Origin of the sequence: Thermacetogenium phaeum DSM 12270 (assembly GCF_000305935.1) — a bacterium.
GTDB classification, from domain to species: Bacteria; Bacillota; DSM-12270; order Thermacetogeniales; family Thermacetogeniaceae; genus Thermacetogenium; species Thermacetogenium phaeum.
Window position 1 is genome coordinate 423441 of record NC_018870.1, and the last position, 25546, is coordinate 448986.

Here is a 25546-nt window from a genome sequence, read left to right on the forward strand (position 1 = left end):
CCTCCCACCAGGCAGGTCTGCTGGCAATTGGTGTCGAATTATCCAGCAGAGCAGCAGCAATGGTGAAAAGAGGGTGGTTCTATGTCGGTGTTTGTCTGCAGAAAAGGCTGCCGGTCAGGAAGTCAGCATCCTGGGAGGGGCCTTTTCGCTTCTTTGCTGCTGGGGCTTCTGGCTATAGGTTTGGTCTTCTTTTCGCCTCCAGCGGAAGCGGGGGAGTTCGCCGACGTCCGGGGGCACTGGGCGCAGGGGGAGATCGAAAAGGCCCTTGCGCAGGGTTATGTCAGCGGTTACCCTGACGGCACCTTTCAGCCCGACCGGGGAATCACCCGCGCCGAATTCGTCGCCATGGTGAACGGTGCCTTTGGGATCTCCGGAACGGGGCCGGCCTTTTCCGACGTTCGCCCTGACGACTGGTTCGCCGGGGCGGTGCGGGCGGCGGCCGGCTACGGTTACATCAAGGGCTACCCCGACGGCACCTTTCGGCCGCACCAACGGATTAACCGGCAGGAGGCCGCCGGCGTTTTAAAGGGGGTTCTCGGGACGGAGAAAACGGCGCCCTTGAAGTTTGCCGATGCCTGGCAGATCGCCTCGTGGGCGCGCCCCGCGGTGGCCTCCCTGGTGGCGGAAGGGGTGATCAGCGGGTTTCCGGACGGCACGTTCCGGCCGCTCGGCGCCATAACCCGGGCTGAGGCGGTCGTTATGATCAACGGCGGGCTCCGGGTAAAGAACGGGGAGGAGCCCGGGATAACCCCGGTGAGGCTTTACCTCACCGTAACGGGAAGTGTCGTCAACATCAGGTCGGGGCCCGGTACCGAGTACGGCATCCTGGGACAGGTGCGCGCCGGGGATCTCCTGCAGGCTTCGGCGCGCAGCACCAACAACTGGTACCGGGTTGAATACCAGGGGAAAACGGGCTGGATCTGCGGTGATTACGTCGAGGCTCACGAGACGCGCCCGCCGCAGCGGGGGGACCCGGGCACCCTGGAAGTGCAGGCCGTTTCGCAGGCAGGGGGCGTCCTCATCACCCTTATCGGGCACAGTGATACTGTGTACTCGTGGGAGGAAGATGACGGAAACCTCGTGGTGACGGTGCCCGGAGTAACCCTTATCCGCACCCCGCAGAGTATTGCCGTCGGCAAGGCCGGGGTGGACAGAGTCGTCACTAAGTTCTCGTCCGCCCAGCCGGGGACCGCTCTGGTGGAGGTCAGATTCACCGATGAGCCTTTGCCCGTCTACTACCGGGTGCAGAAGGGCCCCCCGGGAGAGCTGAGGATCGAGGTCCCCAATCAGATCAACCGGATTGAGGCCGACGTCGAGGGTGAGGAGTTGGTTTTGAGACTTGCCGGTACGGCGCCTCTCGACTATCAGGCCTTTACCCTGCTTAACCCCAGGCGGCTGGTCTTCGACTTTAGCGGCTTAGTCATTCACCCGTTCCTCCTCGGGTGGGAGAAGAGCATCGGGCTGGAAGGGTTCACCGAAGCCAGGATCGGGCAGTTTCAGGCCGATGTCGCCCGGCTGGTTGTGGAGACGAAGTGCAGGGTGTCCTATGCTGCGGCAAGGGAGGACGGCGGCCGCTGCCTGACCCTGCGGCTGGAGGCAGCGGGGGCGGCAGGCAGTTTGGTCGTCATTGACCCCGGGCATGGGGGAAGCGATCCCGGTGCCGTGGGGCCGACCGGCCTCAGGGAAAAGGATGTTAATTTAGCGATTTCCCAAATAGTCGCCGAGATCCTGCGGGGGCAGGGCTACCAGGTGGTCCTGACGCGGGATGGGGATTACACCGTCGACCTCCTGCCGCGGGCGCAGCTGGCGAACGGCATGGGTGCTGCGGTCTTCGTGAGCATTCACTGCAACGCCTCAATCAACCGGAGTATGGGGGGCACGGCTACCTACACCTATGCGCCGATCGGTACCACTTTGGGGCAGCAGCGGGATGAACGCCTCTACCTGGCGGAGCTGCTCCAGGAGGAGATGGTGAGTGCTCTGGGGCTGCGGAATGCAGGAATCTTTGAGGAGAACTTCTCGGTTTTGAGGAATACCCAGATGCCTGCTGCTCTCTGCGAGGTGGCCTTCATCAGCAACTACAACGAGGAGCAGCTGCTGGCGAGCGACGACTTCCGGCGCCGGGTCGCCGAGGCTATAGCCCGCGCCATTGCCAGGTTTTTAGCCGGCTAGTCCAACGGCCTCCTTTGGGATGAGGCCGGAAAGTCGAGCGGATACTCAGCAAAAGGAAGAGGCCTGCTGCCCGTTGTCCGGCAGCAGGCCTCAGTTTGGCTAGGATGGCCTATTATTTTTTCAGCGGCCAGACGGGAAGTACGATGCGCCCGCAGACCGAGTTGATAACACCTGCAGCCGAGGCGTACCAGGCGATGAGGGCTGTGATGATACCCATGATTCCTCCGGGAACGCTGGAGATAAAGCCGAATTCCGCCAGTACCAGCAGAATGAAGGTGATCTCCAATGTGGTGAAGACGCCGCAGACGGCAGCATTAACCCTGAATGAAGCCAGCCACATGTAGGTGTTGAAGATGGTGAATCCGAGCAGGAAGACCCCGAGTGCCTGGCCGGCGAATCCCTGCCAGTTGATCACACCCAGCGCTTCCAGGAGCACCAGGGTGGCGAGGGAGAGCCAGAAGGCGCCGTAGGTCGAGAAAGCTGTGGCCCCGAAAACGTTGTTCTTCTTGAACTCCTGCATCCCTGCCAGCAGCTGGGCGAGGCCGCCGTAGAAGAAGGCCAGGCCGAGGAAGGCCGCTTTGGCGGCAGGGGCAATGAGCTGAGCGTTGGCTACGCTGAGCACGAATGTGGTCAAGGCGAATCCGCCGAGCCCGAGTGGGGAGGGATCTGCGGTAGCCGCAACCTGGCTCACTTCCGTCGGGAGTTTGTTTTCGGACATCTTAATTCCCCCCTTTGTATTCTCCCATTGTTTTGGAAGGAGAAAAGTTCTGTGAGCTTGTTGTGTCAGGGTAAGGCCATTCTCACCCCCTCTGAGGGCTCTCTCCCTACAGGGAGTGTATTTTATTATGAAATTTATGAATAAAACACCTGCTTCATCACATGGAAATTTTTCTCGGCGCAGTGCTGAAAGGGTAGGGAGGTGAATAATGTTATACGAGGTCTTTTTATGGGAGTGCGTGTCCAAATCGAACGGTTGGTTTGGAAGGAAAGTACTGAATATTTCCAGGGTTGGGTAAATTATATTGTGAATGAAGGGTATTGTTCAACCCGGTCTAAAAATAGAGATCCAGGTGTTTTCCGCCAAAATGGCGCATTATTGCCCCAATACAAGCCCGGGCTCATCCGCTGTTGGTAGCTTTCGGCTCTGAATTCCTTCCGCCGGAGCTCTGTGATATAATCTAATAGAATTCGGAAGATCCGGGCAGCGGATGAGGTGGAAATTGGTGGAATCCCTTTGGCTCGGCTGGCTGTTCATTTTTGTCGCCCGCGTTGCCGATATGTCCCTGGCGACGGTGCGAACGCTCTTCCTGGTGCGGGGGTGCGCCTGGGAGGCGGGGGGTATCGGTTTTGTCGAGGCCCTGCTTTATATCGTTGCTCTGCAGATGGTGTTTCAGAATCTCAACAGCGTTGGGAGTTTCTTTTTTTACGCTTCGGGTTTTGCCTGCGGCAATATTCTGGGTGCCTTTATCGAGGAGAAGCTTGCCATCGGCTTTCTGACGGTGCAGATCATCCCCCGCAGTTACCCGACCCGGATTGCCGAGATGCTTCGGGATGCCGGGTTCGGGGTTACCGTCTGGGACGCCGATGGAGTGGAGGGAAGGCACCAGGTGATCCTCGTCGTCATCAGGCGCCGCGACCGTGAGAGGCTATTCTCTCTGCTCAATGAGACGGGTGAGCATCCCTTTATATCTGTGAGTGAGGCGCGCGCGAAAATGGGAGGGGTTTTCGGGCGCAGAAAAGCAAAGTGAACGGAGATGAAGGTTGCTTGAATAAGACGCAGCCCATTGGGATCTTTGATTCCGGGGTGGGCGGCCTGACGGTAGTACACTGCCTTTGGAAGCGCTTTCCGCAGGAGCAGGTCATTTATTTCGGGGATACCGCTCATCTCCCCTACGGTTCCCGCCGCCCCGAGGAAATCATCGCCTTTGGAACGGAGATAGTCAGTTTTTTGCTGCAGTTTGCCGTGAAGGCGGTCGTCGCAGCCTGCAACACCAGTTCCTCACTGTCGCTGCCTTATTTGAGGGAAAGGTTTCCCGTTCCCATTATCGGAATGATCGGCCCCGGTGTGCGGGCGGCCGCCAGGGTCACCAGGAATAAGAGGGTCGGCGTCATCGCCACTAAGGCCACCGTGGAAAGCGGGGCCTACGAGAAGGCATTCCAGGAGTGCGCCCCCGACATTCGGGTCTACTCTCAGCCCTGCCCCCTTTTCGTTCCCCTTATCGAGAACGGATGCATTGAGGAGAAGGAGACGTACCAGGTCGCCCGCACTTATCTCCGGCCGCTTCGGGAGGCGGGAATCGACACTCTGGTTTTCGGCTGCACCCACTATCCCTTCCTCGCTCCGGTGATCAGGCAGATCCTGGGTGACGGGGTCAGGTTGGTGGACCCGGCGCAGGAGGCGGTGAAAGAGCTGGCCGACATGTTGAAGCTAAAGGAGGGGAAAGCCCCGGCAGGTGAGGGGCCGCGCCACCTCTTCTTCGCCAGTGGGCCGGTGACCTCTTTCTACATGGTGGGCAGCAGGCTGCTGGGAGGGTTTCCCTATTCCGTCGAGCACATTAGCCTCGACGGCCGGGTAGAGGATCATTGCCGGCGGCTGTCTCTGGGCCGGCCGCAGGTCGGGGGTTAGTAGGTTGGGGATCACCCGGAGTGCGTCGCCGGCGTGCCTGTCGCCAGAGGCGGTCTGTAGTTCTGAGGTCCGTTTCCCGGGGGAGCCGCCCGGGGCGATTGCGGGGTTTCGTTTTACCCCCGCCGCCTATTTTTAAGAATATCCAGGGAGATGGTTGAAGATGCGCCCTGATGGCAGAAAACCGGAAGAACTGCGCCCGGTCAGGATTCACCGCAACTATTTGAAGTACGCCGAAGGCTCGGTCCTCATCGAAATCGGAGATACGAAGCTGGTTTGCTCTGCAAGCGTCGAGGACAAGGTCCCCCCGTTTTTAAAGGGGCAGGAAAAGGGTTGGGTGACCGCAGAGTACAGCATGCTGCCCCGCTCCACAGAGGTCCGCACGCCACGGGACAGCACCAGGGGGAGGATCAACGGGAGATCCTGCGAGATCCAGCGTCTCATCGGCAGATCTCTGAGATCTGTCGTCGACCTGAGCGTTCTGGGGGAGCGGACCATCTGGGTCGACTGCGACGTCATCCAGGCGGACGGGGGCACCCGCACCGCCGCCATCACGGGAGCTTTCGTGGCCCTGGTGGATGCCCTGCGGAAGTTGAAGGAGCAGGAGGGTTGGGAGAGGCTGCCTGTGAGCGACTACGTGGCTGCGGTGAGCGTGGGGAAGGTGGAAGACAGCCTGCGGCTGGACCTCTGTTATGCCGAGGATTCCCGGGCCGCAGTGGACATGAACGTGGTCATGACCGGGGATGGCCGATTCATCGAGGTCCAGGGGACTGCTGAGGGTGCCCCTTTTACGGAAGAGGAACTGTACGATCTTCTCAGCCTGGCCTCTGCAGGTATCAGACGGCTTGTTGCCTACCAGAAGGAAGTGCTGGGGAATCTCCATGAATAAACTGGTAATCGCTAGCAGGAACAGGGGTAAAATTGCCGAGTACGGGGAAATGCTCCGCGATCTGCCGGTGGAGATCCTTTCACTGGCGGACTTCCCGGATCTCCCCGAAGTCCGGGAAACCGGCCGGACGTTCCGAGAGAACGCCCTCATCAAGGCGCGCGCCGCCGCAGCGGCTACCGGGCTTATTGCCCTGGCCGACGACTCCGGCCTGGAGGTGGACTACCTCAACGGCGCTCCCGGGGTCTACAGCTCGCGCTACGCCGGACCCGAACAGAATGACGAAGCCAACAACCGCAAGCTCCTTGCCGCCCTGGAGGGTGTACCCATGGCCCGGCGGGGGGCGCGCTTCCGCTGCGTGATCGCCATCGTCACTCCGGAGGGGCGGGAATTCTTAAGTGAAGGGGTTTGTGATGGGAGGATCTCCCTTGCTCCGCGGGGGAGGGCGGGCTTCGGCTACGACCCGCTTTTCTTGGTCCCCTCCCTGGGGAAGACCTTTGCTGAGCTGGGCCCCGAGGTGAAAAACCGGATCAGCCACCGCGCTCAGGCTCTGCGGGCAGCGCGGGATATGCTGAGACGGCTGATTTAAGGGTGAGAGGGGACAATGCGGGTCGGCATCCTGAGCGATTCGCACGGCAACCTGAAAAGGGCCGAGCAGGCCGTCCGCAGGATGGGGCAGCTGGACCTGCTGCTCCATGCCGGGGATTATTATGAGGACGCCCTCTTGCTTGCCGACGGCTGTGGGGTGGAGGTCAAGGGGGTTGCGGGGAACTGCGACCGCTTTGCACCCGGTCCGGAGGAACAGATCCTGGAGGTTGAGGGTTACCGCATCTACCTCACCCACGGGCACCTTTTCGGGGTGAAGCGGGGCTTGGAGCGCCTTGCCGAGCGTGCGGGAAAGGTGGGAGCTTCAATTGTCATTTACGGGCACACTCACGTCCCCCTGAAAAAGGTGGCAAACGGCGTCCTCTATCTGAACCCGGGGAGCATTGCCTGGCCGCGGATTACCGGGCGGCCCGGCTTTGCCGTGCTGGAATTCCGGCGCTCAGGATTTTCGGCTGAGATTTATGAGCTGTAAGCTTTTTGGGCCGCCGTACCGCCGCCGGCGGCACCGGGAGGGACGAAGTCGCCGGCTTCAGGCTGCTGAATGGCTGGGGGCCGTACCCAGGGCGGCGTTATTTAGATTAAAAAGAATAATAGGGAACAAAATTCCGTTAATGTGCCGATAATTCGATAGAAGTTGCCGCATTTGCGGCATTTTTCTTTTTTAATAAATTTTGTTAATAGAAAGCAGACAAGGGGATCCCTGTTCCACTGCTGCTGAGTGCAAAGAAGGTTGTTTCTACCAGGGCAGAGCTCTCGATGATTATTGTTATTGCATTGCGATAACTGGCACGATTTTTGCGAAAAGAAATGCCGAGATAAATTAAGATAAAGTTTGTCAGAAGGCATAAGGCAATGAAAAAAGAGGAAAGGAGGGTTTTTAGGGAGGAGAGCTTCTGATAGCGAAAATCACAAAGGATGTAACAAAAAGCTGAAAAGGCGTACAGGGTGACAAAGTGAATGCCCTTGGTATGCCAAATATTAAAGAGGGAGGTGAAGCGTCTGGCCGGAGTTGAAGGCCGGACTTGCGGATGGCAAAGGTACTGATGCTCAATCCTGAGAAGTGTATATCCTGCCGCACCTGCGAACTGGCGTGTTCATTTAAACATGACAAAGAGTTTCGCCCCAGTGCGGCGCGGGTCAATGTGGTGCAGTTTGAGAAAGAGGGGATTTCTGTACCACTGATGTGTCTGCAGTGTGACACTGCAGCGTGTGAAAAGGTCTGCCCCACGGGGGCGCTTAAGCGCAATATAGCGACAGGTGCCCTGGAGGTAGATGACAATAAGTGCATCCGCTGCAAGATGTGCATTCAGGCCTGTCCCTTTGGCAATGCCTCCTATGATTCCGTGAAGAACCGGGTTCTCCGCTGCGACCTCTGTGGTGGCGATCCGCAGTGCGCCCGGTTCTGTCCCGGTGGAGCCATCACTTACGTTGAGGCGACGGCGGGGGCGCTGGCCAAGAAACGGGCGTACGCTGCAAAATTCAAAGAGGTGCTGCAGGAGGTGAGCAAATAATGTACGGCTGGGTAGGTCGGATTCTGCGTGTGAACTTAAGCGACGGAACCATTAAAAAAGAGCCCTTGGACCCGATAGAGGCCAGGAATTATATCGGTGCCCGGGGATTGGGGACTCGCTTCTGGGTCAAGGAATGTGACGCCGAGATCGATCCCCTTAGTGAAGCAAACAATTTAATCTTTATGACCGGTCCTCTGACCGGTACACTGGCAACTAATGCCGGTCGCTACAATGTTATCTGCAAGGCGCCGCTCACCGGGGCTATGGCGGCATCAAACTCAGGAGGCTATTGGGGGCCCGAACTGAAATACGCCGGATATGACGGGATCATCATTGAAGGCAAAGCTGAGAAGCCGGTTTATCTCTGGATCAACGACGATCAGGTGGAGATCCGGAGTGCAGAGCATCTCTGGGGCAAAGACGTCAATGAGACGACCGATACCCTGCGCAATGAAACCGACTTCGATGCCCGGGTGGCGTGCATCGGGCCGGCAGGGGAGAACCTGGTTAAATTCGCCTGCGTCGTCAACGACTATACCCGTGCTGCCGGGCGTTCCGGCGTCGGAGCGGTTATGGGCTCCAAAAACCTGAAAGCGGTAGTGGTCAAGGGAACTGGAGCGGTCAGGGTAGCGGATCCCGATGCCTTCATGGAAGCGCTGGCGAAGGCGAGAGAAATGGTCAAGAACCATCCGGTGACCGGTCAGGGGCTGCCTGCCTATGGCACCGGAATACTGGTAAACATCCTTGATCAATCCGGTGGTTACCCGGTCAACAACTTCCGCGATTCCGGGCAGTTTCAGTTCGCCGAGGAAACCAGCGGTGAAACCCTGGCCAAGACCTATCTGGTTCGCAACAAGGGCTGCATGGGCTGCGGCATTGGCTGTGGGCGGATCACCCGTGTACCCGAAGGGCCTTATAAGGGATTCGGAGAGGGCCCCGAGTACGAAGCCCAGTGGTCGCTGGGGGCAGACTGTGGGGTTGGTGACCTGGCGGCGATCCTCAAGGCCAACAACTACTGCAACGAGCTGGGGATGGATCCTATTACACTGGGTAGCACTATTGCTTGTGCTTTTGAACTCTACGAAATTGGAGCCATTACTGAGAAGGAAACCGGGATACCGTTGGGATTCGGGAATGCGGCAGCAATGGTTGAGCTTTCCAGAAAAGCTGCTTACAGAGAAGGTTTCGGCAATGATATAGCTGAAGGTTCTTACCGTCTGGCCAGCAAGTACGGGCATCCGGAACTGTCGATGAGTTGCAAGAAACAGGAAATGGCCGCCTACGACCCGCGCGTCCTGCAGGGGATGGGCCTCAACTACGCCACCAACAACCGCGGCGGCTGCCATGTCCGCGGCTATATGACCGCTCCGGAGATATTGGGAATTCCGGAGAAGCTGGACAACCTGGCAACCGAAGGGAAGGCTCAGTGGACGAAGATCTTCCAGGATCTCACCGCGGCCGTAGACTCTTCCGGGATCTGCCTCTTCCTGACATTTGCCATCGGAGCACCGGAACTTTCCGAACAACTCACAGCTGCAACAGGGATTGACTTTACCGTTGAAGAAATAATGAAGATCGGCGAGAGGATCTGGAACATGGAGCGACTCTTCCTCCTGGCGAACGGCTTTACCAAAGCGGACGATACGCTGCCGCCGCGCATTTTAAAAGAGCCGGTCAAGGTCGGCCCCTGCAAGGGAGCGGTCAGCAAACTGGATGTCATGCTTCCGGAGTACTACGAGGTGCGCGGATGGGACGCTGAGGGCAGGCCGACCCCAGAGAAGCTACAAGAGCTAGGCCTCCAATAACGCATGAATGGGGGTGATCCCCTTTGAAAGTGAAGTTCTTTGCTCTCCTCCGGGACATTACAGGTGTAAAAGAAACCGCGGATTTTACGGCGACTGTATTGGTAGAACTGCTGGAAAAACTATCCGAGCATTACGGAAAGGAGCTGACCCGGTGGCTCTTTGCTCCCACAGATTCCGTTCAGGAGAAACAGCTCAGTTCTGACGTGATCATTCTGGTCAACGGGAGGGCAATAGAACATCTGGCAGGTCTGGCAACACCTTTAAAGGAAGAGGATGAGGTGGCGATTTTCCCCAGACTGGCAGGGGGGTGATCACCAGGAGGGGGCGGAAAAAGCAGTTCCGCCCCTCTTTATTCTGAAAAGATTTTATTGCGAAAAATTAGGAAAGAGCGGCTGTTATTATGAGGTCAATCGAAGAGATAAGGAGGAAGGTATCGGTTATGGCAGTTAACAGCCAGCAAGCTGCTGATAGAGAAGCCATGAGGAAGATCGTTAACAGTTATCCTCCTGAGAGAAGGCATATCCTGGCGATCATGCAGGATCTGCAAAAGCATTTCTATTATCTACCCAAAGAGGCCCTGCAAATGACCGCCGAACATGTCAACGTCCCCATGACTGTTGTTTTCAGTATGGCTACATTTTACAAGGCTTTTAGTCTGGTTCCCAAGGGTCGCGTAGTACTCAAGACCTGTGATGGGACTGCCTGCCATATCAAAGGCTCTAATATAGTGATCGACGAAATCTACAAAATCCTCGGGATCAAGCCGGGGGAAACTACCCCTGACGGCCAGTTTTCACTGGAAACTGTAAACTGTTTGGGCTGCTGCAGCCTGGCTCCTGTGATGATGGTCAATGACCAGGTCTATGGTCACCTCACACCAGATAAAACAGCCGAAGTTATCAAGAAGTTCAGCAAAACAGAGGGAAGTGGCAGCAGAGGGGGTGTGGAAGAGTGAGGGTCAGAGTAGGTATGGGAAGCTGCGGCCTCGCTGCCGGAGCTCGTGAAGTTATGGAGCAGGTGAAAGAGGAGATCACCAGCCGCGGTCTGAATATCCAGGTGCAGCCTACGGGTTGTATAGGGATGTGTCATCATGAACCCTTGCTTGACGTGGTTACAGATGATGGAGTTTATACGTATGGTCATGTGACTCCAGAAGTGGTCAAAGCCATTTTTGACGAACATATTGTCGGGAAGAAGCCGTTAGAGAAGTATCTGGTAAATTCGCCAGAGCACCAGAATGAGTTTTTGGCCGGCCAGGTGCGAATCGCTCTGCGTGATTGCGGGATCATCAACCTCTGGCAGATCGCAGATTATGAGGAACATGGAGGTTATCAGGGCCTCCGTAAAGCAATTACTACCATGACCCCAGAAGAGGTAATTAATGAGATCAAGGAAGCCGGGCTGCGCGGCCGTGGTGGCGGTGGTTTTCCTACCTGGTTCAAGTGGCAAGCTGCCCGCCAGAATGAGGGGGCTCAAAAATATGTGGTCTGTAACGCTGATGAGGGGGACCCAGGAGCTTTTATGGATCGCAGTATCTTGGAGGGGGACCCCCATACAGTCATCGAAGGAATGATTATCTGTGCCTATGCCATTGGTGCTACGGCAGGATTCATTTATGTGCGGGATGAGTATGATCTAGCCGTTAAAAATCTTACCAATGCCATCATGGAGGCCCGCCGGCACGGTTATCTAGGAAAAAATATCCTGGGCAGTGAGCTGAGCTTCGACATTGAAATCGTCCGCGGTGGGGGTGCCTTTGTCTGTGGTGAGGAAACGGCCCTGATCAACTCGATTCAGGGCAATGTAGGAGAACCCTGGGACAAGTATGTTTTTCCCACAGAGAAAGGCCTCTGGGGTCAGCCGACCGTGATCAATAATGTGGAGACCTGGGCGAATGTGCCTGTGATTATCAGGGAAGGAGCGGCAAAGTTTGCCTCCATCGGAACAGAAGGAAGTAAGGGCACAAAGGTGTTCTCACTGGTTGGTAAGGTCGTTAAGGCCGGTTTAGTAGAGGTCCCTATGGGCACTACGCTTCGTGAGATTATTTTCGATATCGGTGGCGGTATTCAGAATGGACGGAAGTTCAAGGCTGTGCAAACAGGAGGTCCTTCGGGAGGCTGTATTCCGGAAAGCCTACTCGATCTGCCGGTTGACTTCGATACCTTGACTCAGGCCGGTTCAATGATGGGTTCAGGCGGTATGATTGTTATGGATGACCGCACCTGCATGGTGGAAGTCGCCCGTTACTATGTTAATTTCCTGGCCGGAGAGTCCTGCGGTAAGTGTGTCCCATGTAGAGAAGGAATCAGTTTATTGCTGGAAACTCTGACCCGCATCTGTGAGGGCAAAGGTAAGCTCGAGGACCTGGATCTCCTGGAGAGTATGAGTTCAACTATTCAGAAGGCAGCTTTATGCGCCCTGGGCAGAACGGCACCCAATCCCGTGCTCTCCACGCTGAAGTATTTCCGTGATGAGTATTTAGAGCACATTAATAATCACAGATGTCCGGCGGGAATCTGCAAGGAATTAACCGAGTTTTATATTGATGAGGAACTTTGTACTGGTTGCGGTCGCTGCCGCAGAAACTGCCCTGCTGATGCCATTACCGGAGAGAAGAAAAAAGCGCACACAATCGATCCGGAGAAGTGCATCAAGTGTGGGGAGTGTATCGATAACTGCAGATTCCAGGCCGTCAAGGTGAAATAGGGGGTGGGGAGATGAAGGTAAGAATTGACGGAAAGAAAATAGAAGCCAATTTGGGGGAAACCATACTGGAAGCCGCCAAAAGGGCGGGGGTAGAAATTCCCACTCTTTGCTACAACGAGGCATTTGGCGGCCAGGGTGTTTGCCGGATGTGTATGGTGGAAGTCAAAGAGGGTGATCGGAAGCGTTTGGTTGCTTCCTGCACTTACCCCATTACCGGGGAGATTGAGGTGCAGACCAACACTCCTGAGCTTCGGGAGATCAGGCGCAACATAGTGACACTGCTCTACAGGCGAGCCCCGAACAGCGATTTTATGAAAAAATTATATCAGGAATATGAGGGCACCGCTGTTGAACCTGTTGATCCTGAGGAGAGCTGTATTATGTGCAGGCTTTGTGTGAAAGCCTGTGAAAAGGTGGGGGCTTATGCCATTTCCACCATTATGAGGGGTACAGAGAAAAGGGTGGCTACACCCTTTGATGAAGCATCTCCTGCTTGTATTGGCTGCAGTGCCTGTGCTGATATCTGCCCTACCAGGTCGATAGCTGTAAGAAAAGAGAATGGGCGTCTGGAGATCTGGCATAAATCATTTGAAATGTACCGCTGCGAGGTTTGTGGGAATTGTTTCAGTACACTTCCTGTTAAAGAACACGTAAGGGAACAGCTGGATTTTGTTGTGTCAGGCGAAAATCTGTGCCCGAATTGCAGGAGAAAGAAACTTGCAGGTGATGTTGCAGAGGTAAGTAAAAACAAGTAAATACTAATGACTAAAATAAGCGGATTACGAGAATTTGGTACGTTTATTACGTTATTTCGTTAAAGACCTGCCGGATTGGCGGCAGATCTTTCTTTTTTTGCACAAAAACGCGGCAAGAAAAGCTTATTTAGCTTAGTTTTTTTGCTTTTTACTAATTGGCACGTAATTTGCGAATATTTTAAGTAAGAAGAGTTAAATAAAAAGGATTACGGAGGTGATTGGTTAGAGAAAGGTCAGAGGATGTTGGGGAATATACGGAAGAGACAACAAAAAATTAGAAGGAGGAGAGAGATTTTATGTGGGAAACAAAAATGAACATTAACCAGGTTGTGGAAATACGCGCCCGTACCCTTTGCTATTTTGGGGTTGGAGCTCTCCAGAAAGTTAACGACATTTGTGACTGGCTGAAAAAAGAAGAAATCGACAAGGTTCTTATCTGCACCGACAAAACCGTCTACAAAGTTACCGGTGTCTGGGATGTCTTAGAGCCTGCTATGAAGAAACGCGGGATTACCTGGACCATGTTTGATGAAGTTGTTCCAAACCCCACCGTTGACGGTATCGACACCGCAGTTAAAATGGGTAAAGAGCTGGGGGCCGGGGCGGTTATCGGTATCGGCGGCGGCAGCCCAATTGACACCTGCAAGAGTGCTGCTGTACTTCTTCATCCTGAAAACGCCCAGTATAACGCCCGCGACTTGTATACATTCAAATTCAATGCGGAGAAAGCGGTTCCCATCATTGCCATCAATACTACCCACGGAACAGGTACTGAAGTCGACAGATTTGCTGTAGCCAGCATACCAGAGAAAGAATACAAACCGGCGCTGGCTGTAGACTGCATTTATCCGGTATTTGCTATCGATGATCCGGCCGTCATGACTGGACTGCCTGCTAACCAGACACGCTACACAGCAGTCGATGCTGTCAACCACGTCAATGAGGCCGCAACCTCTTTAGTAACCAGCCCATATACAGTACTGATGGCGAAGGAAACTGTGCGCCTGATCGCCCGCTACCTGCCTCAGGCAGTTGCGCACCCGGATGATCTCACAGCCAGGTACTACTTGCTTTATGCCTCCATGATCGCAGGTATTGGCTTTGACAACGGATTGCTGCACTTCACCCATGCTATGGAACATCCATTGAGTGCCGTAAAACCCGACCTGCCCCATGGTCTTGGTTTAGCAATGCTGCTTCCTGCGGTAATTAAACACACTTATCCTGCAGTTCCGGAAATCTTGGCTGCGATTTATGAACCTATTGTGCCTGGTCTCCAGGGAGTACCTGGTGAGGCAGAAGAGTGTGCAGTTGGTGTCGAGCATTGGCTGTTTAATGTAGGGGTCACGGAAAAACTTGAGGATATGGGATATACAGAAAAGGATATTGACAAACTGGTGCATTTGGCCTTTAATACCCCATCTCTTGGTCTCCTGTTGAGCATGGCTCCCATCAAGGCTGACGAAAGAGTTGTGAGGGCTATATTCGAAGACAGCATGAAGCCCCTTGCATAAGTGTAGCGTAAATAGTCTTTAATAATATTCAAAAGGACGACCAGGTGAAAACACTTGGTCGTTTTCTCTTCGCTGTCAAAAAGTGTATACAAATAGAAAAAACATGATTCCGTAAATAACAAAAACCGGCTTAAGTTTGTATTAACAATGAATGATATGACTAGTTATATTTAATGTCTGTCGGTACATGAAATTGGGGTTCTCAATTTTACCTGCAGGGCCTGATGAACCAACCGGGAAGCTATGGTAATCAGGTTTTGAATAACGGTGCGCAACCGGCGGCGTTGGGCCTTCTTCCGCAGCGGTACTACCCTTAGCGGCAGGCTAAATTGCCCAACCAGCCGCAAGATATTATAGGCCAAAACATCCAGGTGCAGCACAGGTCATTGGTGGCAAATTTGCCGCTGGGTAGCCGTTCCAGGCCTAAATCGTTTTTAATTTCGCTGTGGAATTGCTCAGCTTTTTGCCATGGTCGTGGTGGAGAGCAATGATATCCTCGGTCGAGTAAAGTAGTCCAGTAGGTTTCGACCTCAATTTCAGGGATCAAAAGAAGCTGGTGGCTCGTTTGTCAAGGATTTAGGAAAAAATATTTTTTTATAGAATTAGATAAGGAGATGCACCTTTCCAATGGAGGGTGTAAATGATAATCTTAAATTGATCCAAAAATTAAAGGAATGATCACGACAAAGTGATCCACCCGAATCAAAATATCCTGTATCCTTGAGGTGCAGAAAACTCAGGGAGACAGGAGGAAGTGATTCGAGTGGATCTATATCAGGATATCAGAAAATATGGGCGGTAGAAGGACTTTCGAAGCGAGAAATAGCTCGGCGTTTGGGAGTATCAAGGAACACCGTCAAAAGGTACTGCGAAGGAGGCCACGTACCCTGGGAAAGGAAAAAATCCCCACACAAATCACCGGTAATCACAGAAGAAGTCATTGAATTTGTCCGCAACTGCCTGGAAGGAGATAGCAAAGCTCCCAGAAAACAACGATACACAAGCCACAGGATCTTTAAGCCCACTATGCATTCAACTCCGAGTTTTGCAATCCTGGTGCCGGCCACGAGAAAGGGTTAGTAGAAAATCTTATTGGATGGGTGGGGCGTAATTTTCTGCCCCCTGTGCCCCGGGTTGAAAGCTGGGAAGAATTGAACAGCATACTTTTAACAGCATGCCAGAATTTACAAGGAGCACCGGATCCGTGACCGCAGCCAGACAGTTGGTGAGGCCTTCGCAGTGGAACAACAAGCCCTTACGGTGCTCCCCAAATATCAGATGGATTATGCCGATGTAGAGATCCTGGATGTTGACCCTTTTTCCATCGTCCGTTTTGACCGAAATCGCTACTCAAAACGTCATTATGGTTGGCAACCTCAGTACAGGCAAAATGCATCTATCTATCGATTTAGGTGTTGCTGCCTGCAGGGATGCCACCGGGTCTGCTTATTACAGCGCCCCGGCTCTGGCACCGGAGTTGGCCGAAGCCCAGGATAAATACCAACTGCGCCGCATCGAGCAGGGGATCAACAAAGCGGCTCTTTTAATCATTGATGACCTCTCATACATTACTTTCAACCGCAGACACTCAGAGTTACTATTCAAGCTCATTGCGGAGCGGGCGGAGAGGGCAAGCATCATCATCAGCACAAACCTTGAATTTTCCCGCTGGACGGAACTATTTGAAGACCCGATGTTAAGAGCGGCATTAGTCGACCGCTAAAACATAAGCGCACATCTTGAACATGAATGGGGAATCGTACCGGATGAAACACCGTCAGCCTTCAAAGGAATAACAGGCCAAGACCCTTTAGTTAGTCTTCGCAAACAAAGATCTATCTCCTTTGCACTGGATGGTTCAGTTTCAAAAGATCAGGGTGGATCACATTCGGAAGATCATGGGTGGATCACTTTTTAGTTGACGATCACAGGGGGGGTATTTTGCCATGGAAATATTCAAGTTTATGGTTCCTGAAATCATATTCGGCAGGGGTACATTGAAGTTGGTTGGGGAGAGTGCCAAACGCCTGGGAGCGACAAGAATTTTCTTAGTCAGTGATGAAGGTGTGCTCAGTGCCGGTTGGGTTGATGAGGCTGTTAAGCATTTAAAAGATATTGGCTTGGAGTACCAGGTGTGGACCGAACCAACAGAAAACCCCAAGGATTTCGAAATAGACCACGGGAAGGAACTCTACCTGGAAACAGGATATGATGCTGTTGTTGGGTTGGGCGGTGGTAGTGCTATTGATGCGGCAAAGGCAGTTGCCATTCTGGCAACTAATGGTGGTAAGATTCATGATTATGTCGGTGTGGATAAGATAGAAAAACCTCTCCCTCCGCTGATCTGCGTGGCTACTACGGCGGGAGCAGCGGCAGAGGTAACGCAGTTTGCTATTATTGTTGACAGTCACAGGAAGGTAAAAATGACCATCGGATCAAAATCCCTGGTGCCCGATATTGCTATTGTCGATCCTATCCTGCTGAGCACCAAAGATGCCAGGTTGACGGCTAATACCGGTATTGATGCTCTGACCCATGCCATTGAGGCCTATGTTTCAGTGGCCGCTACACCTGTTACAGATGTGAATGCCCTGAAGGCCATCGGGATTATCAGCACAGCTTTAAGGGCCTCTGTGGCTTCCCGCACAAATATAAAGGCCAAGACTGAGATGGCCATGGCCAGCCTGCTTGCCGGTGTTGCCATGTCCAATGCCATTTTGGGGGCTGTACACGCCATGGCCCATCCGCTAGGGGGACTTCTGAACCTCCCTCACGGGGAGGTTAACTCGATTTTGCTTCCCCATGTAATGCGCTACAACCTGATCGCCTGCATGGATCGCTATGCTGATATCGCCAGAGCATTGGGAGAGAAAATTGATGGGATGAGCACCAGGGAAGCTGCGGAAAGAGCGGTACAGGCTGTGGAACAGCTTTGTCAGGATATAGGAGCGAAAAGAAGGCTTTCCGAAATCGGGCTTCAAGAGGAGTATATTCCTGAGCTGAGCAAAGCGGCAGCGGAAGATGTCTGCTTGATCACCAATCCACGGGATGCTAGTGTGGATGATATAGCGGCGATATATAGAGCAGCATTGTAACTTTTTTGTCTTGTGGTTCAAGTGTTTGACGCCCCAATTAGCGCAAGTTATTGAAAGAGACCGGCAAACGTGCTATACTAAATTCTGCGAAAAGGGCGGGGTGTGGCGCAGTTTGGTAGCGCGCTTGGTTTGGGACCAAGAGGCCGGGAGTTCAAGTCTCCCCACCCCGACCACCGACATCCTGGATCTTGTAGACCTTCAAAACTTGTGTTAAAATACCAGCAGAATTGATGCATGCGGGTGTAGCTCAGTGGTAGAGCCCTGGCCTTCCAAGCCAGTCGGGTGGGTTCGATTCCCATCACCCGCTCCATTTTATTTATGTCCCAGTAGCTCAGCTGGATAGAGCAACGGACTTCTAATCCGTCGGTCGGGGGTTCGAATCCCTCCTGGGACGCCATGAGAAAAGAGAATGGCAAGGGCAAGTTAATCGCCCTTGCCATTTAGTGTGCGCCCGGCATGGGCGTTAACTTGGTGGTGAAAGTCCACTGCAGGCGAGGCAGCACGAGTCTGCTAGCCAAGGGCAAGGGTGTCCATCGCGAGGTGGAATCCGAAGGAAGCCGGCGGCAAAACCACGGCCCGATGAACAAGAACCCCATAAGAGGCTACGCCGTTCGGATGAGCTGGCGTTACACAGCGAAATCCCAGGCTGCCAAAGGACGGCGGGGTATATGGGGCGGGCGCGGGGTGAAGGTTAACGCTCTTACCCGGGGAGGCCTGCCGGATAAGCCAGGCAAAGCTGGTAACCCGTGTCGAAAGGCGCGGCTGAACCGGCAGGAGTCAGCAGAGGGCATAGTACCCTAGGGGACAGGAACCCCGGGGGAAGGCCTGAACATCGAGTCAGAGGTGAGACCGATGAGTTCGCGAGAAGGTCGAAGACAGCAGAAAACCCCGGGAGGGGCCTGCCCGCGGGAGGAAGTGGTGAAGCCACGAGGGACTGCGGGAGGGCCGAGACCTTCTCCGGCACAAAGCGGAGCGGCACCTCGCGGAGGACAGGGTAGCGGCCTGAACGCTATTCTTTTCTTCGTCAAGCTTGGTGAACCGCCGGATGCGGACCCGCATGTCCGGTGGTGTGAGAGGACGGGGGCTAGCCGCCCCCTCCTACTCGATTGGCCAGAGATTGTTTTTTGTTGCATGCAGATAGCTCACAACTACTATGTTAGCGGAGAGTACCCCAGACACGGGCGATCAGTTAAGTTGATTAACACTTACCTGGAGTTGATTCAGGAATACTCCGGCCCCGAATATACTTTCCGGCTACACCACCTGCGTAAAGTTTTTTTGCCCGAGGACGAGCTAAAAAAAGCCTGCGGGGTGTCAAGCGATGAACCGCCACGAGTTCTACCGGCCGCTGGCGGAAAGAACTCTCCTCAACTACCAGGTGCAGTACCTGGCCCACAGGTACTTCGGCAAGGAGTCGCCGGTCGCCCGGCTCCTGGTAGAAGAGATCAACCGCCGCATGGAAGAGAGGGCGGCCGGGGCGACCTCTGCGCATCATCGACCCCTGAGAAGAAACGAGGGGTAGAACATGCCAGGAAGACCCAAACGCCCCTGCAGCTACCTAGGCTGCCAGGAACTGACGGAAGGAAGGTATTGTGTCAGGCACAAAAAGAAACTTAAAAGTTAATATAACCGAAAACGTGGTTCTTATTCAAAGCAGGGATATAACGCTCCGTGGCGTGCGGGCAGGAAACGTTACTTTGCAGAGCACCCACTTTGCGTTCAGTGTTTAAAGCAGGGAAAGTTGACACCGGCCACCGTAGTGTGCCTCACAAGGGTGACCGGCAGCTGTTTTGGGATGAAAGCAACTGGCAGGCCCTCTGCAAGCCCTGCCATGATTCAAAAACTGCCAGAGAAGACGGAGGGTGGGGAAAATAAGAAAGCCCCGCGAGCAGGCTGATGGTTAAAGGTTTTTCATATACCGTTTCAATTCCTCATAAAAATTTTCACGGGTGCCGGCAAGAATTACAACAATGGTTGAATCGTCTTCTTCGATGATTGTATAGGCCAGCTCATAGTTTGTTTCGTTGTAATAGATGTCATAACAAAATATACCGGAAAGATCGCCCGTTTTAGGTTCACCTATATAAGGATTCTTGAGGATTTCATCAACGGCTTTTTGAAAAGCTGCTTTAAGCGGTTTTTCTTTCAGCTTTTTTAAAAAACGGGCGGCGGGAGGCAGAATAATAACCTTATACATCATTCGTTTTCCTCGCCGAAAACATCTTCGTACGTGAAAAATCTGGCTTTACCGGCAGCAGCAAGGTGGGCTTCATCAAGCAAGCGTTCAACAGCAGGACGGACCTTGCGCCGCATTTCCTTGAACTTTTCGAGAAGCTCAGTCCCGGAAAGACCTTGAGATATTAAGTCGGCAAGGATTTGTTCATCGAATTCTCCGGTGTTCTCACGCACAGGGCGGATAACAATGGCATTGTTTTGGAGATAGCACTCAACTTCCTTTTCAATGCCGAGACGATTGAAAAATTCTATAGGAATAGTTATCTGTCGTTTCTTTGATACGGAAATACGTTTTTTCAACATAGAATTAACACCCCTCGATTGGGTTGTTTGTAACACAATCATTCATTTTTTTAGTATATGCTGAGCAATAATATGATATACAAATTTTCTTTGATTTAATTATAACAAAGAAACAAATACAACTTAAGGTGGTGAGGAATGACCCAAGCAGACCGGAAATGTTGTTGGAAGCCACCAGAGGTTAAAAATTGTAAAAGAACAGAGGCTTAAAGAAGTGGACTGTGTCATTGTGGTCATGGATGAGAAGCGGGAAAAGTACTTAAATATTGCGCTGAACAAAGTGCAGGGCGATTGTGACAAAAGATTTATTGCGGGAACCGGACAAGTCCATATTTGATGTTTACCTTACGATCCCCCGCCGGGAAAGCCCACCCTTTCAAGGGTGGGATGAAAGGCGGGCATCCTGGCTTAGACTGTTAGATATGATGCAGAGAACTAATATTTGGAGTATAATAAAAACATGAACGGCAAACGATGGAAACGATCGGCCACAACAGTATACAACATCGGCTACCACCTCATCTGGTGCTCTAAGTACCGGCGCAAAGTCCTGGTAAGTGAAGTAGCTGAGCGGCTGAAGGAGCTGCTGCTCCAAAAAGCCCGGGGAATTGGAGTGGAAATCGTTCAGATGGAGGTCATGCCGGATCATGTGCATCTCTTCGTAAAAACCGATCCTACCAATAGTCCTCATTTTATCGTCCATCAGTTGAAAGCCTATACCTCCAGGGTGCTGAGAAAAGAGTTTCCTTTCCTGAAAAGCCGGCTTCCGTCCCTGTGGACGCGCTCGTACTACTGTGAGTCGGTCGGACACATATCGGAAGAGACCATCAGGAAGTACATTGAGGACCAGAAAGGAAAGTAACCGGTATGACCAAGGCGGAACAGATAAAAAATACTCTCCAGGAGACAAGGCAACGCAGAGAAACCCAAAAACCCGCTGTGTACGAGTTGAAGCTCCAGAACCTTTCCAAAAGGAAATCTGAGGTGCTCAGGAAAGCATTTCTAGAAGCAAAGTGGCTGTACAACTGGCTGGTATCGGACACGGAGCGGCTGGATACTCCCGCCAACAAGGTAAGCGCGGTTGAAGTCAAAGCGGGAGATAGTTATGAGGAGAGGGAGCTGACCGTCCTCGGCTCCCAAATAAAGCAGGAGATAGCAGACCGGCTCAAAGACAACCTCCGGGTGCTCGGGAAACTGAAGAAAAACGGCCAGAAGGTCGGAGCTCTTAAATGTAAAAGGTTCGTCAATTCGATACCGCTCAAGCAGTACGGCGTGACGTACAGCTTAAACTTTGCCCGGAACAGGGTTAGGATTCAGAAGCTGGGGAAGTTCCGCGTGCTGGGTCTGCACCAGATACCTGCTGATGCGGAGATAGCGAACGCCGTGCTGGTGCGAAAGCCTAGCGGCTACTACCTGCACGTGACGTGCTACCTCCCGAAAGACAGTCGTACTTCCCCGAATCCGGTCGGCAAAGACATCGGGATAGACTTTGGCGTCGGCTCGAAGCTGACGTTATCCAACGGGATCAGGATGGACTTTGAAGTTCACGAAACGCCGAGGTTGAAGCAACTCCAGAGGAAGCTGGCCGGAACACAAAAAGGCTCCAGAAACAGAGAAAGGATCCGGTTTCTTCTGAGGAAGGAATACGAAAAGCTGAACAACAGGCGTAAAGATGCTCAAAACAAGGCCCTGGCGTTTCTGAAGATATACCGGAAGGTAGTATTTCAGGACGACTGTGTGAAGGGGTGGTCGGTGCTTTTCGGCAGGCAGGTCTACTCCTCGGGGATAGGCGGACTGAAGTCAAGGTTGAGGACCAGCCTTGAGACGCCTGTCGTTGTGGAGAGAACGGAGACCACCACCGGAGAGTGTTTTGCCTGTGGGAAAAGGCGCGATCTCTCCCTGTCGGACAGGGTAATTGAGTGCGAGTGCGGCTGGAAGTGCGACAGGGACGTGAACGCCGCACTTGTCATTCTGAGAAAGGGGCTTGGCCTGGGTCCTGAACAGGCCGTAGGGCTGGACCGGCCCGAACTCAAGCCTCCGGAGAGGGAGGCCGCTGCGCGGATACTGGGGAGCAACCCCTACATCCGCGTAAGCTTTCCTCGGTGAAAGAGGAAGCCCACCCCTTTAGGGGTGGGAGGAGGTCACGATGGTTCAACTTCTCCGGCGCTGGAAGGGATCAACCTCAAAGTGTACCCTGGTGAGTTACTGGCGATAACCGGCCCCAGCGGGTGCGGCAAATCGACGCTGGCCCTCTGCCTGGCAGGTTTTATCCCCCACGCCTACGGTGGGAAAATGGAGGGGGTTGTGCGTATCCAGGGCAGAGACACCAGGGACTACCCTGCCGGAGGGCTCTCCGGCATCGTCGGCCTGGTACAGCAGGACCCTGATGCCCAGCTCTGTACCCTGACGGTGAGCGATGAGGTGGCCTTTGGGCCGGAGAATCTGTGCATACCTCCGGAGGAGATACGGGAACGCGTTCACTTTGCCCTGCAGGCCGTGGGAGCGCTGGATTTAAAGGACAGGAAAGTTCACACTCTTTCCGGGGGTGAAAAACAGCGGGTGGCCATTGCCTCCGTGCTGGCGATGACTCCGGTGCTCCTGATCCTGGATGAACCTACGGCCAACCTCGATCCTTCCTGTACCAGGGAGGTGCTCCGGACTATGGAAAAGCTGCGAGAGGAACAGGGAATCTCGATTATCGTGATCGAGCACCGCCTGGAGAGGCTTGTACCCATTTCCGACCGCCTGCTGCTCATGGAGAAGGGGAGGATCGTTGAGGAGAGCACCGACAGGAAGCTTCACAGAAGGTATCTTCCGGCCGCCGGATGGACTGACTCCGGAACCGACTTGCGGCAGGGGGAACCGGCGGGCCTCGAAAAGAAGGGGGAGAAGCAGCCCCTGCTCTCCGTGGAGAATCTTCAAGCCGGTTACGAGGGAAGAGAGGTCCTCAAGGGAATAAGTTTTTGCGCCTATCCGGGGGAAACCCTGGCCATTATGGGGGACAACGGCAGCGGCAAGACCACCCTTTTGCTCGCCCTCCTGGGGGTTCTCAAGCCCGGGGAGGGAAGGATTTTTCTCAACGGAAAAGATATCACCGGGATGCGGGTGGCGCGCCGGGCTCGGGATCTGGGGCTCGTCTTTCAAAACCCCAACCATCAGATTTTTGAGAATACCGTTTTTAAAGAGGCCGTGCTCCCCTCACTTTTTTTGAGCAAAGAGGCGCCTCGGGAAATTGAGCAGAAGGTTGAGCGGCTGCTGGAAGAGTTCGGGCTGCGCAGGTTTCGAGATAATAACCCCTTTGCCTTAAGCCTGGGGGAGAAAAAGAGGCTGACTCTGGTTTCGGTTCTGGCCTACTCCCCCGGGGTCTTAATCCTGGACGAGCCCCTCGTGGGGCAGGACGGCGACCGGCTTAAACTCCTTATCTCCGCTCTGGAGGAGCACCGTGCGCAGGGAGGGGTAACCCTGATGGTTTGCCATGAACCGGCCGTGGTCGTGGCCTGCTGTCAAAGGGTTCTTTTCCTGTCGGAGGGAAAGCTGATCGTCGACGCACCTGTGAAGGAGGCGCTGCTGAGGCTGGCAGAGCTGGGGAGGGAGGAGTACCTGCCCTCCGGGTATCGATTAACTTCAGCGGGTGAAAGAGGGTAACAAAAGGTGAACTTTAACCGTAATACCGCATCCGGTCGGACATCATCTCTGGTCAAGGGGTTTTTCCCGGGGCTGACCTATGTTGATAAGCGCTCCCCGGTGCACCGCATTCACCCCCTGGTCAAACTGGTGATGCTCTTTTGCTTCAGCTTAACCGTTATTGCCACGCCATCCTGGGCGGGGGAAACGATTCTCTTCTGCCTGCTGATGATCTTTTACGCCCTGGCCGGGCTGGGCCCGGTTTTTATTTCTCGCAAGCTGCGCTTTATTTTTATCTTCGGTTTGTTGATCTTCCTCGTTCAGATCCTGGCGGTGAAGGAGGGCATCTTGCTCTGGGATATTCAGCTGGGGCCGGTACACCTTTCGGCCTGGTCGAAGGGGCTTTTAGGTGGCTTGAGTATGATGCTGCGCTTTGTCAATATTATCGGTTCCAGCTATCTTTTCGTGGCGACGACGGATCCCAACAGGCTGGCCTATGCCCTGATGCAGGCCGGACTGCCGTACAGGTTCGGCTTCATGCTCGTAACTGCCCTGCGCTTTATTCCCGTTTTTTATCTGGAACTGGAGCAGGTGAAGAATGCCCAGATGGCCAAGGGGATTGAAATGGAGGGGCTTTCGCCGCGAAATCTCTTAAGGGCGGTCAGGTATCTTCTGGTGCCGCTGGTGATTTCGGCGTTAAGCAAGGTGGACGTTCTTGCCATTTCTATGGAGAGCCGCGCCTTTGGCCTTTATCCCACAAGGACCTACATGCATCCGCAGGATCTGTCCGGAAGCGATAGGGTAGCCATCATTGCAGTTCCCCTTATTTTCCTGCTTTTTTACCTTCTTTTCGCTTCTTAGTGGAAACCGGACGGTCTTTTTCGGAAGGAATTGTAAGGAGAATGGTAGCTGATAAGGGGGTTGTTTGGATGCCGGAGAGCCCCGCAGCGATCGGTTATGATTTCTCGTGTTTTTCAGTAGAGAAAAAGTTTATCAGCAGAAAAAACAGCGTTTTTCTGGTCAAAGCGGGTGGGCCGGGCGCCACGGAGCGATATCTGGTCTGTAAAAAATACTCCCGCCCCGAGAGAATGGCCGGAGAAGCGGAAATGCTCCGCTTGCTGAAGGAAAAAGGGGTTTCCGTTCCTCAAATTTACGGTACGGGCAAGGACTACATTTTAACGGAATACCTGGAAGGGACTTTATTGCTCGACCGCTATTGCCTGCTGGAGAGCAGCGGCTCCGACGGCGGTTCTCCGGGGGAGCCCGCCTCCCGGCTTCTGCGCGACCTGTGCCGCTGGTTTAAGGGTTTTTATCAGGCGTCACGGGAAATCGCCGGAAGGCAGCTGATCATGGGCGACGTCAATTTCAGGAATTTTATCGTCAGGGAAAAAATCTACGGGATCGATCTGGAAGAGTGCCGGGAGGGGGAGATTGAGGAGGATGTCGGAAGCCTCTGCGCCTACGCCCTTACCTATACTCCTTCCTTTACGTTATGGAAGATGGCGCTGGTAAGGGAAATGCTTTGGCTGTTCGCCGCTGAGCTCGGTCTGGATCAAGAATTTTTAAAAAGGGAAGTAAAAAAAGAGCTCCTCGTTCTCGCCGGGAGAAGAGGGGCTCTCGCTGAAATGAAAAAGCTTCTGGCAGGCAACCTGCTGGAAAAAAGTCTTTGATACTCCTTTTCGGTATTATCGGAGAAGAACATCGGTAAAGT

General features: G+C 53.7%; 27 protein-coding genes, 3 tRNA genes and 1 pseudogene. 27 read left to right on the plus strand and 4 right to left on the minus strand.

Annotation, left to right across the window (positions count from 1 at the left end; genetic code table 11):
• The first annotated feature begins 81 nt into the window (after nt 1–81).
• On the plus strand, nt 82–2172 hold the full coding sequence (locus TPH_RS02090) for an N-acetylmuramoyl-L-alanine amidase (RefSeq protein WP_015049575.1): 2091 nt from the start codon (nt 82–84) through the stop codon (nt 2170–2172).
• Between the two features lie 112 nt (nt 2173–2284).
• On the opposite strand, the gene TPH_RS02095 is transcribed toward TPH_RS02090, so the two are convergent.
• Nucleotides 2285–2890: an acetate uptake transporter gene (locus TPH_RS02095; RefSeq protein WP_015049576.1), complete on the minus strand. Its 606-nt coding sequence runs from the start codon at nt 2888–2890 to the stop codon at nt 2285–2287.
• Between the two features lie 505 nt (nt 2891–3395).
• Between TPH_RS02095 and TPH_RS02100 the strand changes: the two genes are divergently transcribed.
• The 12 genes from TPH_RS02100 to TPH_RS02155 all read left to right on the plus strand — a co-directional run bounded on the left by TPH_RS02100 (nt 3396) and on the right by TPH_RS02155 (nt 14578).
• Entirely contained in the window at nt 3396–3920 is a 525-nt protein-coding gene (locus TPH_RS02100) for a DUF2179 domain-containing protein (RefSeq protein WP_015049577.1), read from the plus strand.
• Between the two features lie 17 nt (nt 3921–3937).
• The gene (murI, locus tag TPH_RS02105) at nt 3938–4798 is read left to right on the plus strand and encodes a glutamate racemase (protein ID WP_037999595.1); all 861 of its coding nucleotides are present in this window, start codon (nt 3938–3940) and stop codon (nt 4796–4798) included.
• 160 nt (nt 4799–4958) lie between these two features.
• Nucleotides 4959–5684: a ribonuclease PH gene (rph, locus tag TPH_RS02110; protein WP_015049579.1), complete on the plus strand. Its 726-nt coding sequence runs from the start codon at nt 4959–4961 to the stop codon at nt 5682–5684.
• Complete coding sequence (locus tag TPH_RS02115; protein ID WP_015049580.1) at nt 5677–6270, plus strand: XTP/dITP diphosphatase; 594 nt, start codon at nt 5677–5679, stop codon at nt 6268–6270. Before rph ends, TPH_RS02115 begins: the two co-directional genes overlap by 8 nt.
• Nucleotides 6271–6285: 15 nt before the next feature.
• Complete coding sequence (locus TPH_RS02120) at nt 6286–6759, plus strand: metallophosphoesterase (protein WP_015049581.1); 474 nt, start codon at nt 6286–6288, stop codon at nt 6757–6759.
• A gap of 556 nt (nt 6760–7315) precedes the next feature.
• Nucleotides 7316–7798, plus strand: a complete 483-nt coding sequence (locus tag TPH_RS02125; RefSeq protein ID WP_015049582.1) for a 4Fe-4S dicluster domain-containing protein — start codon at nt 7316–7318, stop codon at nt 7796–7798.
• Nucleotides 7798–9603 (plus strand): aldehyde ferredoxin oxidoreductase family protein, encoded by a 1806-nt coding sequence (locus tag TPH_RS02130; RefSeq protein WP_015049583.1) that lies wholly within the window; start codon nt 7798–7800, stop codon nt 9601–9603. The genes TPH_RS02125 and TPH_RS02130 overlap by 1 nt, the downstream gene beginning before the upstream one ends.
• A 29-nt stretch (nt 9604–9632) precedes the next feature.
• Nucleotides 9633–9914, plus strand: a complete 282-nt coding sequence (locus TPH_RS02135; protein WP_236608847.1) for a MoaD family protein — start codon at nt 9633–9635, stop codon at nt 9912–9914.
• 128 nt (nt 9915–10042) lie between these two features.
• Nucleotides 10043–10558, plus strand: coding sequence for an NADH-quinone oxidoreductase subunit NuoE (nuoE, locus tag TPH_RS02140; protein WP_015049585.1), 516 nt, complete (start codon nt 10043–10045; stop codon nt 10556–10558).
• Nucleotides 10559–10572: 14 nt separating this feature from the next.
• Nucleotides 10573–12309 carry an NADH-ubiquinone oxidoreductase-F iron-sulfur binding region domain-containing protein gene (locus TPH_RS02145; RefSeq protein WP_169314450.1) on the plus strand — a complete coding sequence of 579 codons (1737 nt, stop codon included), beginning with the start codon at nt 10573–10575 and terminating at the stop codon, nt 12307–12309.
• Between the two features lie 11 nt (nt 12310–12320).
• The gene (locus tag TPH_RS02150) at nt 12321–13064 is read left to right on the plus strand and encodes a 2Fe-2S iron-sulfur cluster-binding protein (protein WP_015049587.1); all 744 of its coding nucleotides are present in this window, start codon (nt 12321–12323) and stop codon (nt 13062–13064) included.
• Nucleotides 13065–13360: 296 nt separating this feature from the next.
• Nucleotides 13361–14578, plus strand: coding sequence for an iron-containing alcohol dehydrogenase (locus TPH_RS02155; RefSeq protein ID WP_015049588.1), 1218 nt, complete (start codon nt 13361–13363; stop codon nt 14576–14578).
• A gap of 170 nt (nt 14579–14748) precedes the next feature.
• Here TPH_RS02155 and TPH_RS15880 read toward each other — a convergent pair.
• Nucleotides 14749–15134 (minus strand): annotated as a pseudogene (locus tag TPH_RS15880) (transposase); the annotation flags it as partial.
• A 164-nt stretch (nt 15135–15298) separates the two neighbouring features.
• Here TPH_RS15880 and TPH_RS16410 point away from each other — a divergent pair.
• The 8 genes from TPH_RS16410 to TPH_RS16690 all read left to right on the plus strand — a co-directional run bounded on the left by TPH_RS16410 (nt 15299) and on the right by TPH_RS16690 (nt 19548).
• Nucleotides 15299–15658: a helix-turn-helix domain-containing protein gene (locus tag TPH_RS16410; protein WP_037999122.1), complete on the plus strand. Its 360-nt coding sequence runs from the start codon at nt 15299–15301 to the stop codon at nt 15656–15658.
• 226 nt (nt 15659–15884) lie between these two features.
• Nucleotides 15885–16301, plus strand: coding sequence for an ATP-binding protein (locus TPH_RS02160; RefSeq protein WP_015049590.1), 417 nt, complete (start codon nt 15885–15887; stop codon nt 16299–16301).
• Nucleotides 16302–16524: 223 nt separating this feature from the next.
• Nucleotides 16525–17673, plus strand: coding sequence for an iron-containing alcohol dehydrogenase (locus TPH_RS02165; RefSeq protein ID WP_015049591.1), 1149 nt, complete (start codon nt 16525–16527; stop codon nt 17671–17673).
• A 96-nt stretch (nt 17674–17769) separates the two neighbouring features.
• A tRNA-Pro gene (locus tag TPH_RS02170) sits at nt 17770–17846 on the plus strand.
• A gap of 63 nt (nt 17847–17909) precedes the next feature.
• Nucleotides 17910–17983, plus strand: a tRNA-Gly gene (locus TPH_RS02175).
• Between the two features lie 10 nt (nt 17984–17993).
• Nucleotides 17994–18070 (plus strand) — tRNA-Arg (locus TPH_RS02180).
• Nucleotides 18071–18994: 924 nt separating this feature from the next.
• On the plus strand, nt 18995–19195 hold the full coding sequence (locus TPH_RS15315) for a hypothetical protein (RefSeq protein WP_028991143.1): 201 nt from the start codon (nt 18995–18997) through the stop codon (nt 19193–19195).
• A 239-nt stretch (nt 19196–19434) separates the two neighbouring features.
• On the plus strand, nt 19435–19548 hold the full coding sequence (locus tag TPH_RS16690) for an HNH endonuclease (RefSeq protein WP_456243258.1): 114 nt from the start codon (nt 19435–19437) through the stop codon (nt 19546–19548).
• Nucleotides 19549–19573: 25 nt separating this feature from the next.
• Here the strand turns inward: TPH_RS16690 and TPH_RS02200 are convergent, their stop codons facing one another.
• Both TPH_RS02200 and TPH_RS02205 read right to left on the minus strand, forming a co-directional pair.
• A complete protein-coding gene (locus tag TPH_RS02200) occupies nt 19574–19873 on the minus strand; it encodes a type II toxin-antitoxin system RelE/ParE family toxin (RefSeq protein WP_201764478.1) in 300 nt (99 codons plus the stop codon).
• Complete coding sequence (locus tag TPH_RS02205; RefSeq protein ID WP_015049593.1) at nt 19870–20211, minus strand: AbrB/MazE/SpoVT family DNA-binding domain-containing protein; 342 nt, start codon at nt 20209–20211, stop codon at nt 19870–19872. The genes TPH_RS02200 and TPH_RS02205 overlap by 4 nt, the downstream gene beginning before the upstream one ends.
• 214 nt (nt 20212–20425) lie before the next feature.
• Between TPH_RS02205 and TPH_RS16160 the strand changes: the two genes are divergently transcribed.
• From TPH_RS16160 to TPH_RS02230, 6 genes are all read left to right on the plus strand, one after another.
• Entirely contained in the window at nt 20426–20548 is a 123-nt protein-coding gene (locus TPH_RS16160; RefSeq protein ID WP_015049594.1) for a ParB N-terminal domain-containing protein, read from the plus strand.
• A 123-nt stretch (nt 20549–20671) separates the two neighbouring features.
• On the plus strand, nt 20672–21073 hold the full coding sequence (gene tnpA / locus TPH_RS02210) for an IS200/IS605 family transposase (RefSeq protein ID WP_015049595.1): 402 nt from the start codon (nt 20672–20674) through the stop codon (nt 21071–21073).
• A 77-nt stretch (nt 21074–21150) separates the two neighbouring features.
• Nucleotides 21151–22317, plus strand: coding sequence for an RNA-guided endonuclease InsQ/TnpB family protein (locus TPH_RS02215; RefSeq protein ID WP_236608811.1), 1167 nt, complete (start codon nt 21151–21153; stop codon nt 22315–22317).
• A 24-nt stretch (nt 22318–22341) separates the two neighbouring features.
• Nucleotides 22342–23856, plus strand: coding sequence for an ABC transporter ATP-binding protein (locus tag TPH_RS02220; RefSeq protein WP_037999118.1), 1515 nt, complete (start codon nt 22342–22344; stop codon nt 23854–23856).
• A 6-nt stretch (nt 23857–23862) separates the two neighbouring features.
• Entirely contained in the window at nt 23863–24696 is an 834-nt protein-coding gene (locus TPH_RS02225; protein WP_015049598.1) for an energy-coupling factor transporter transmembrane component T family protein, read from the plus strand.
• 68 nt (nt 24697–24764) lie between these two features.
• A complete protein-coding gene (locus TPH_RS02230) occupies nt 24765–25505 on the plus strand; it encodes a BUD32 family EKC/KEOPS complex subunit (protein WP_015049599.1) in 741 nt (246 codons plus the stop codon).
• The last annotated feature ends 41 nt before the right edge of the window (nt 25506–25546 follow it).

Bases quoted from the DNA above. Each gene is read 5' to 3' on its own strand.
- TPH_RS02090 (WP_015049575.1), top strand. From the start codon at position 82: ATGTCGGTGTTTGTCTGCAGAAAAGGCTGCCGGTCAGGAAGTCAGCAT.
- TPH_RS02095 (WP_015049576.1), bottom strand. From the start codon at position 2,890: ATGTCCGAAAACAAACTCCCGACGGAAGTGAGCCAGGTTGCGGCTACC.
- rph (WP_015049579.1), top strand. From the start codon at position 4,959: ATGCGCCCTGATGGCAGAAAACCGGAAGAACTGCGCCCGGTCAGGATT.
- TPH_RS02115 (WP_015049580.1), top strand. From the start codon at position 5,677: ATGAATAAACTGGTAATCGCTAGCAGGAACAGGGGTAAAATTGCCGAG.
- TPH_RS02120 (WP_015049581.1), top strand. From the start codon at position 6,286: ATGCGGGTCGGCATCCTGAGCGATTCGCACGGCAACCTGAAAAGGGCC.
- TPH_RS02125 (WP_015049582.1), top strand. From the start codon at position 7,316: ATGGCAAAGGTACTGATGCTCAATCCTGAGAAGTGTATATCCTGCCGC.
- TPH_RS02130 (WP_015049583.1), top strand. From the start codon at position 7,798: ATGTACGGCTGGGTAGGTCGGATTCTGCGTGTGAACTTAAGCGACGGA.
- nuoE (WP_015049585.1), top strand. From the start codon at position 10,043: ATGGCAGTTAACAGCCAGCAAGCTGCTGATAGAGAAGCCATGAGGAAG.
- TPH_RS02145 (WP_169314450.1), top strand. From the start codon at position 10,573: ATGGGAAGCTGCGGCCTCGCTGCCGGAGCTCGTGAAGTTATGGAGCAG.
- TPH_RS02150 (WP_015049587.1), top strand. From the start codon at position 12,321: ATGAAGGTAAGAATTGACGGAAAGAAAATAGAAGCCAATTTGGGGGAA.
- TPH_RS02155 (WP_015049588.1), top strand. From the start codon at position 13,361: ATGTGGGAAACAAAAATGAACATTAACCAGGTTGTGGAAATACGCGCC.
- TPH_RS02160 (WP_015049590.1), top strand. From the start codon at position 15,885: ATGTTGACCCTTTTTCCATCGTCCGTTTTGACCGAAATCGCTACTCAA.
- TPH_RS02165 (WP_015049591.1), top strand. From the start codon at position 16,525: ATGGAAATATTCAAGTTTATGGTTCCTGAAATCATATTCGGCAGGGGT.
- TPH_RS15315 (WP_028991143.1), top strand. From the start codon at position 18,995: ATGAACCGCCACGAGTTCTACCGGCCGCTGGCGGAAAGAACTCTCCTC.
- TPH_RS02200 (WP_201764478.1), bottom strand. From the start codon at position 19,873: ATGATGTATAAGGTTATTATTCTGCCTCCCGCCGCCCGTTTTTTAAAA.
- TPH_RS02205 (WP_015049593.1), bottom strand. From the start codon at position 20,211: ATGTTGAAAAAACGTATTTCCGTATCAAAGAAACGACAGATAACTATT.
- tnpA (WP_015049595.1), top strand. From the start codon at position 20,672: ATGAACGGCAAACGATGGAAACGATCGGCCACAACAGTATACAACATC.
- TPH_RS02230 (WP_015049599.1), top strand. From the start codon at position 24,765: ATGCCGGAGAGCCCCGCAGCGATCGGTTATGATTTCTCGTGTTTTTCA.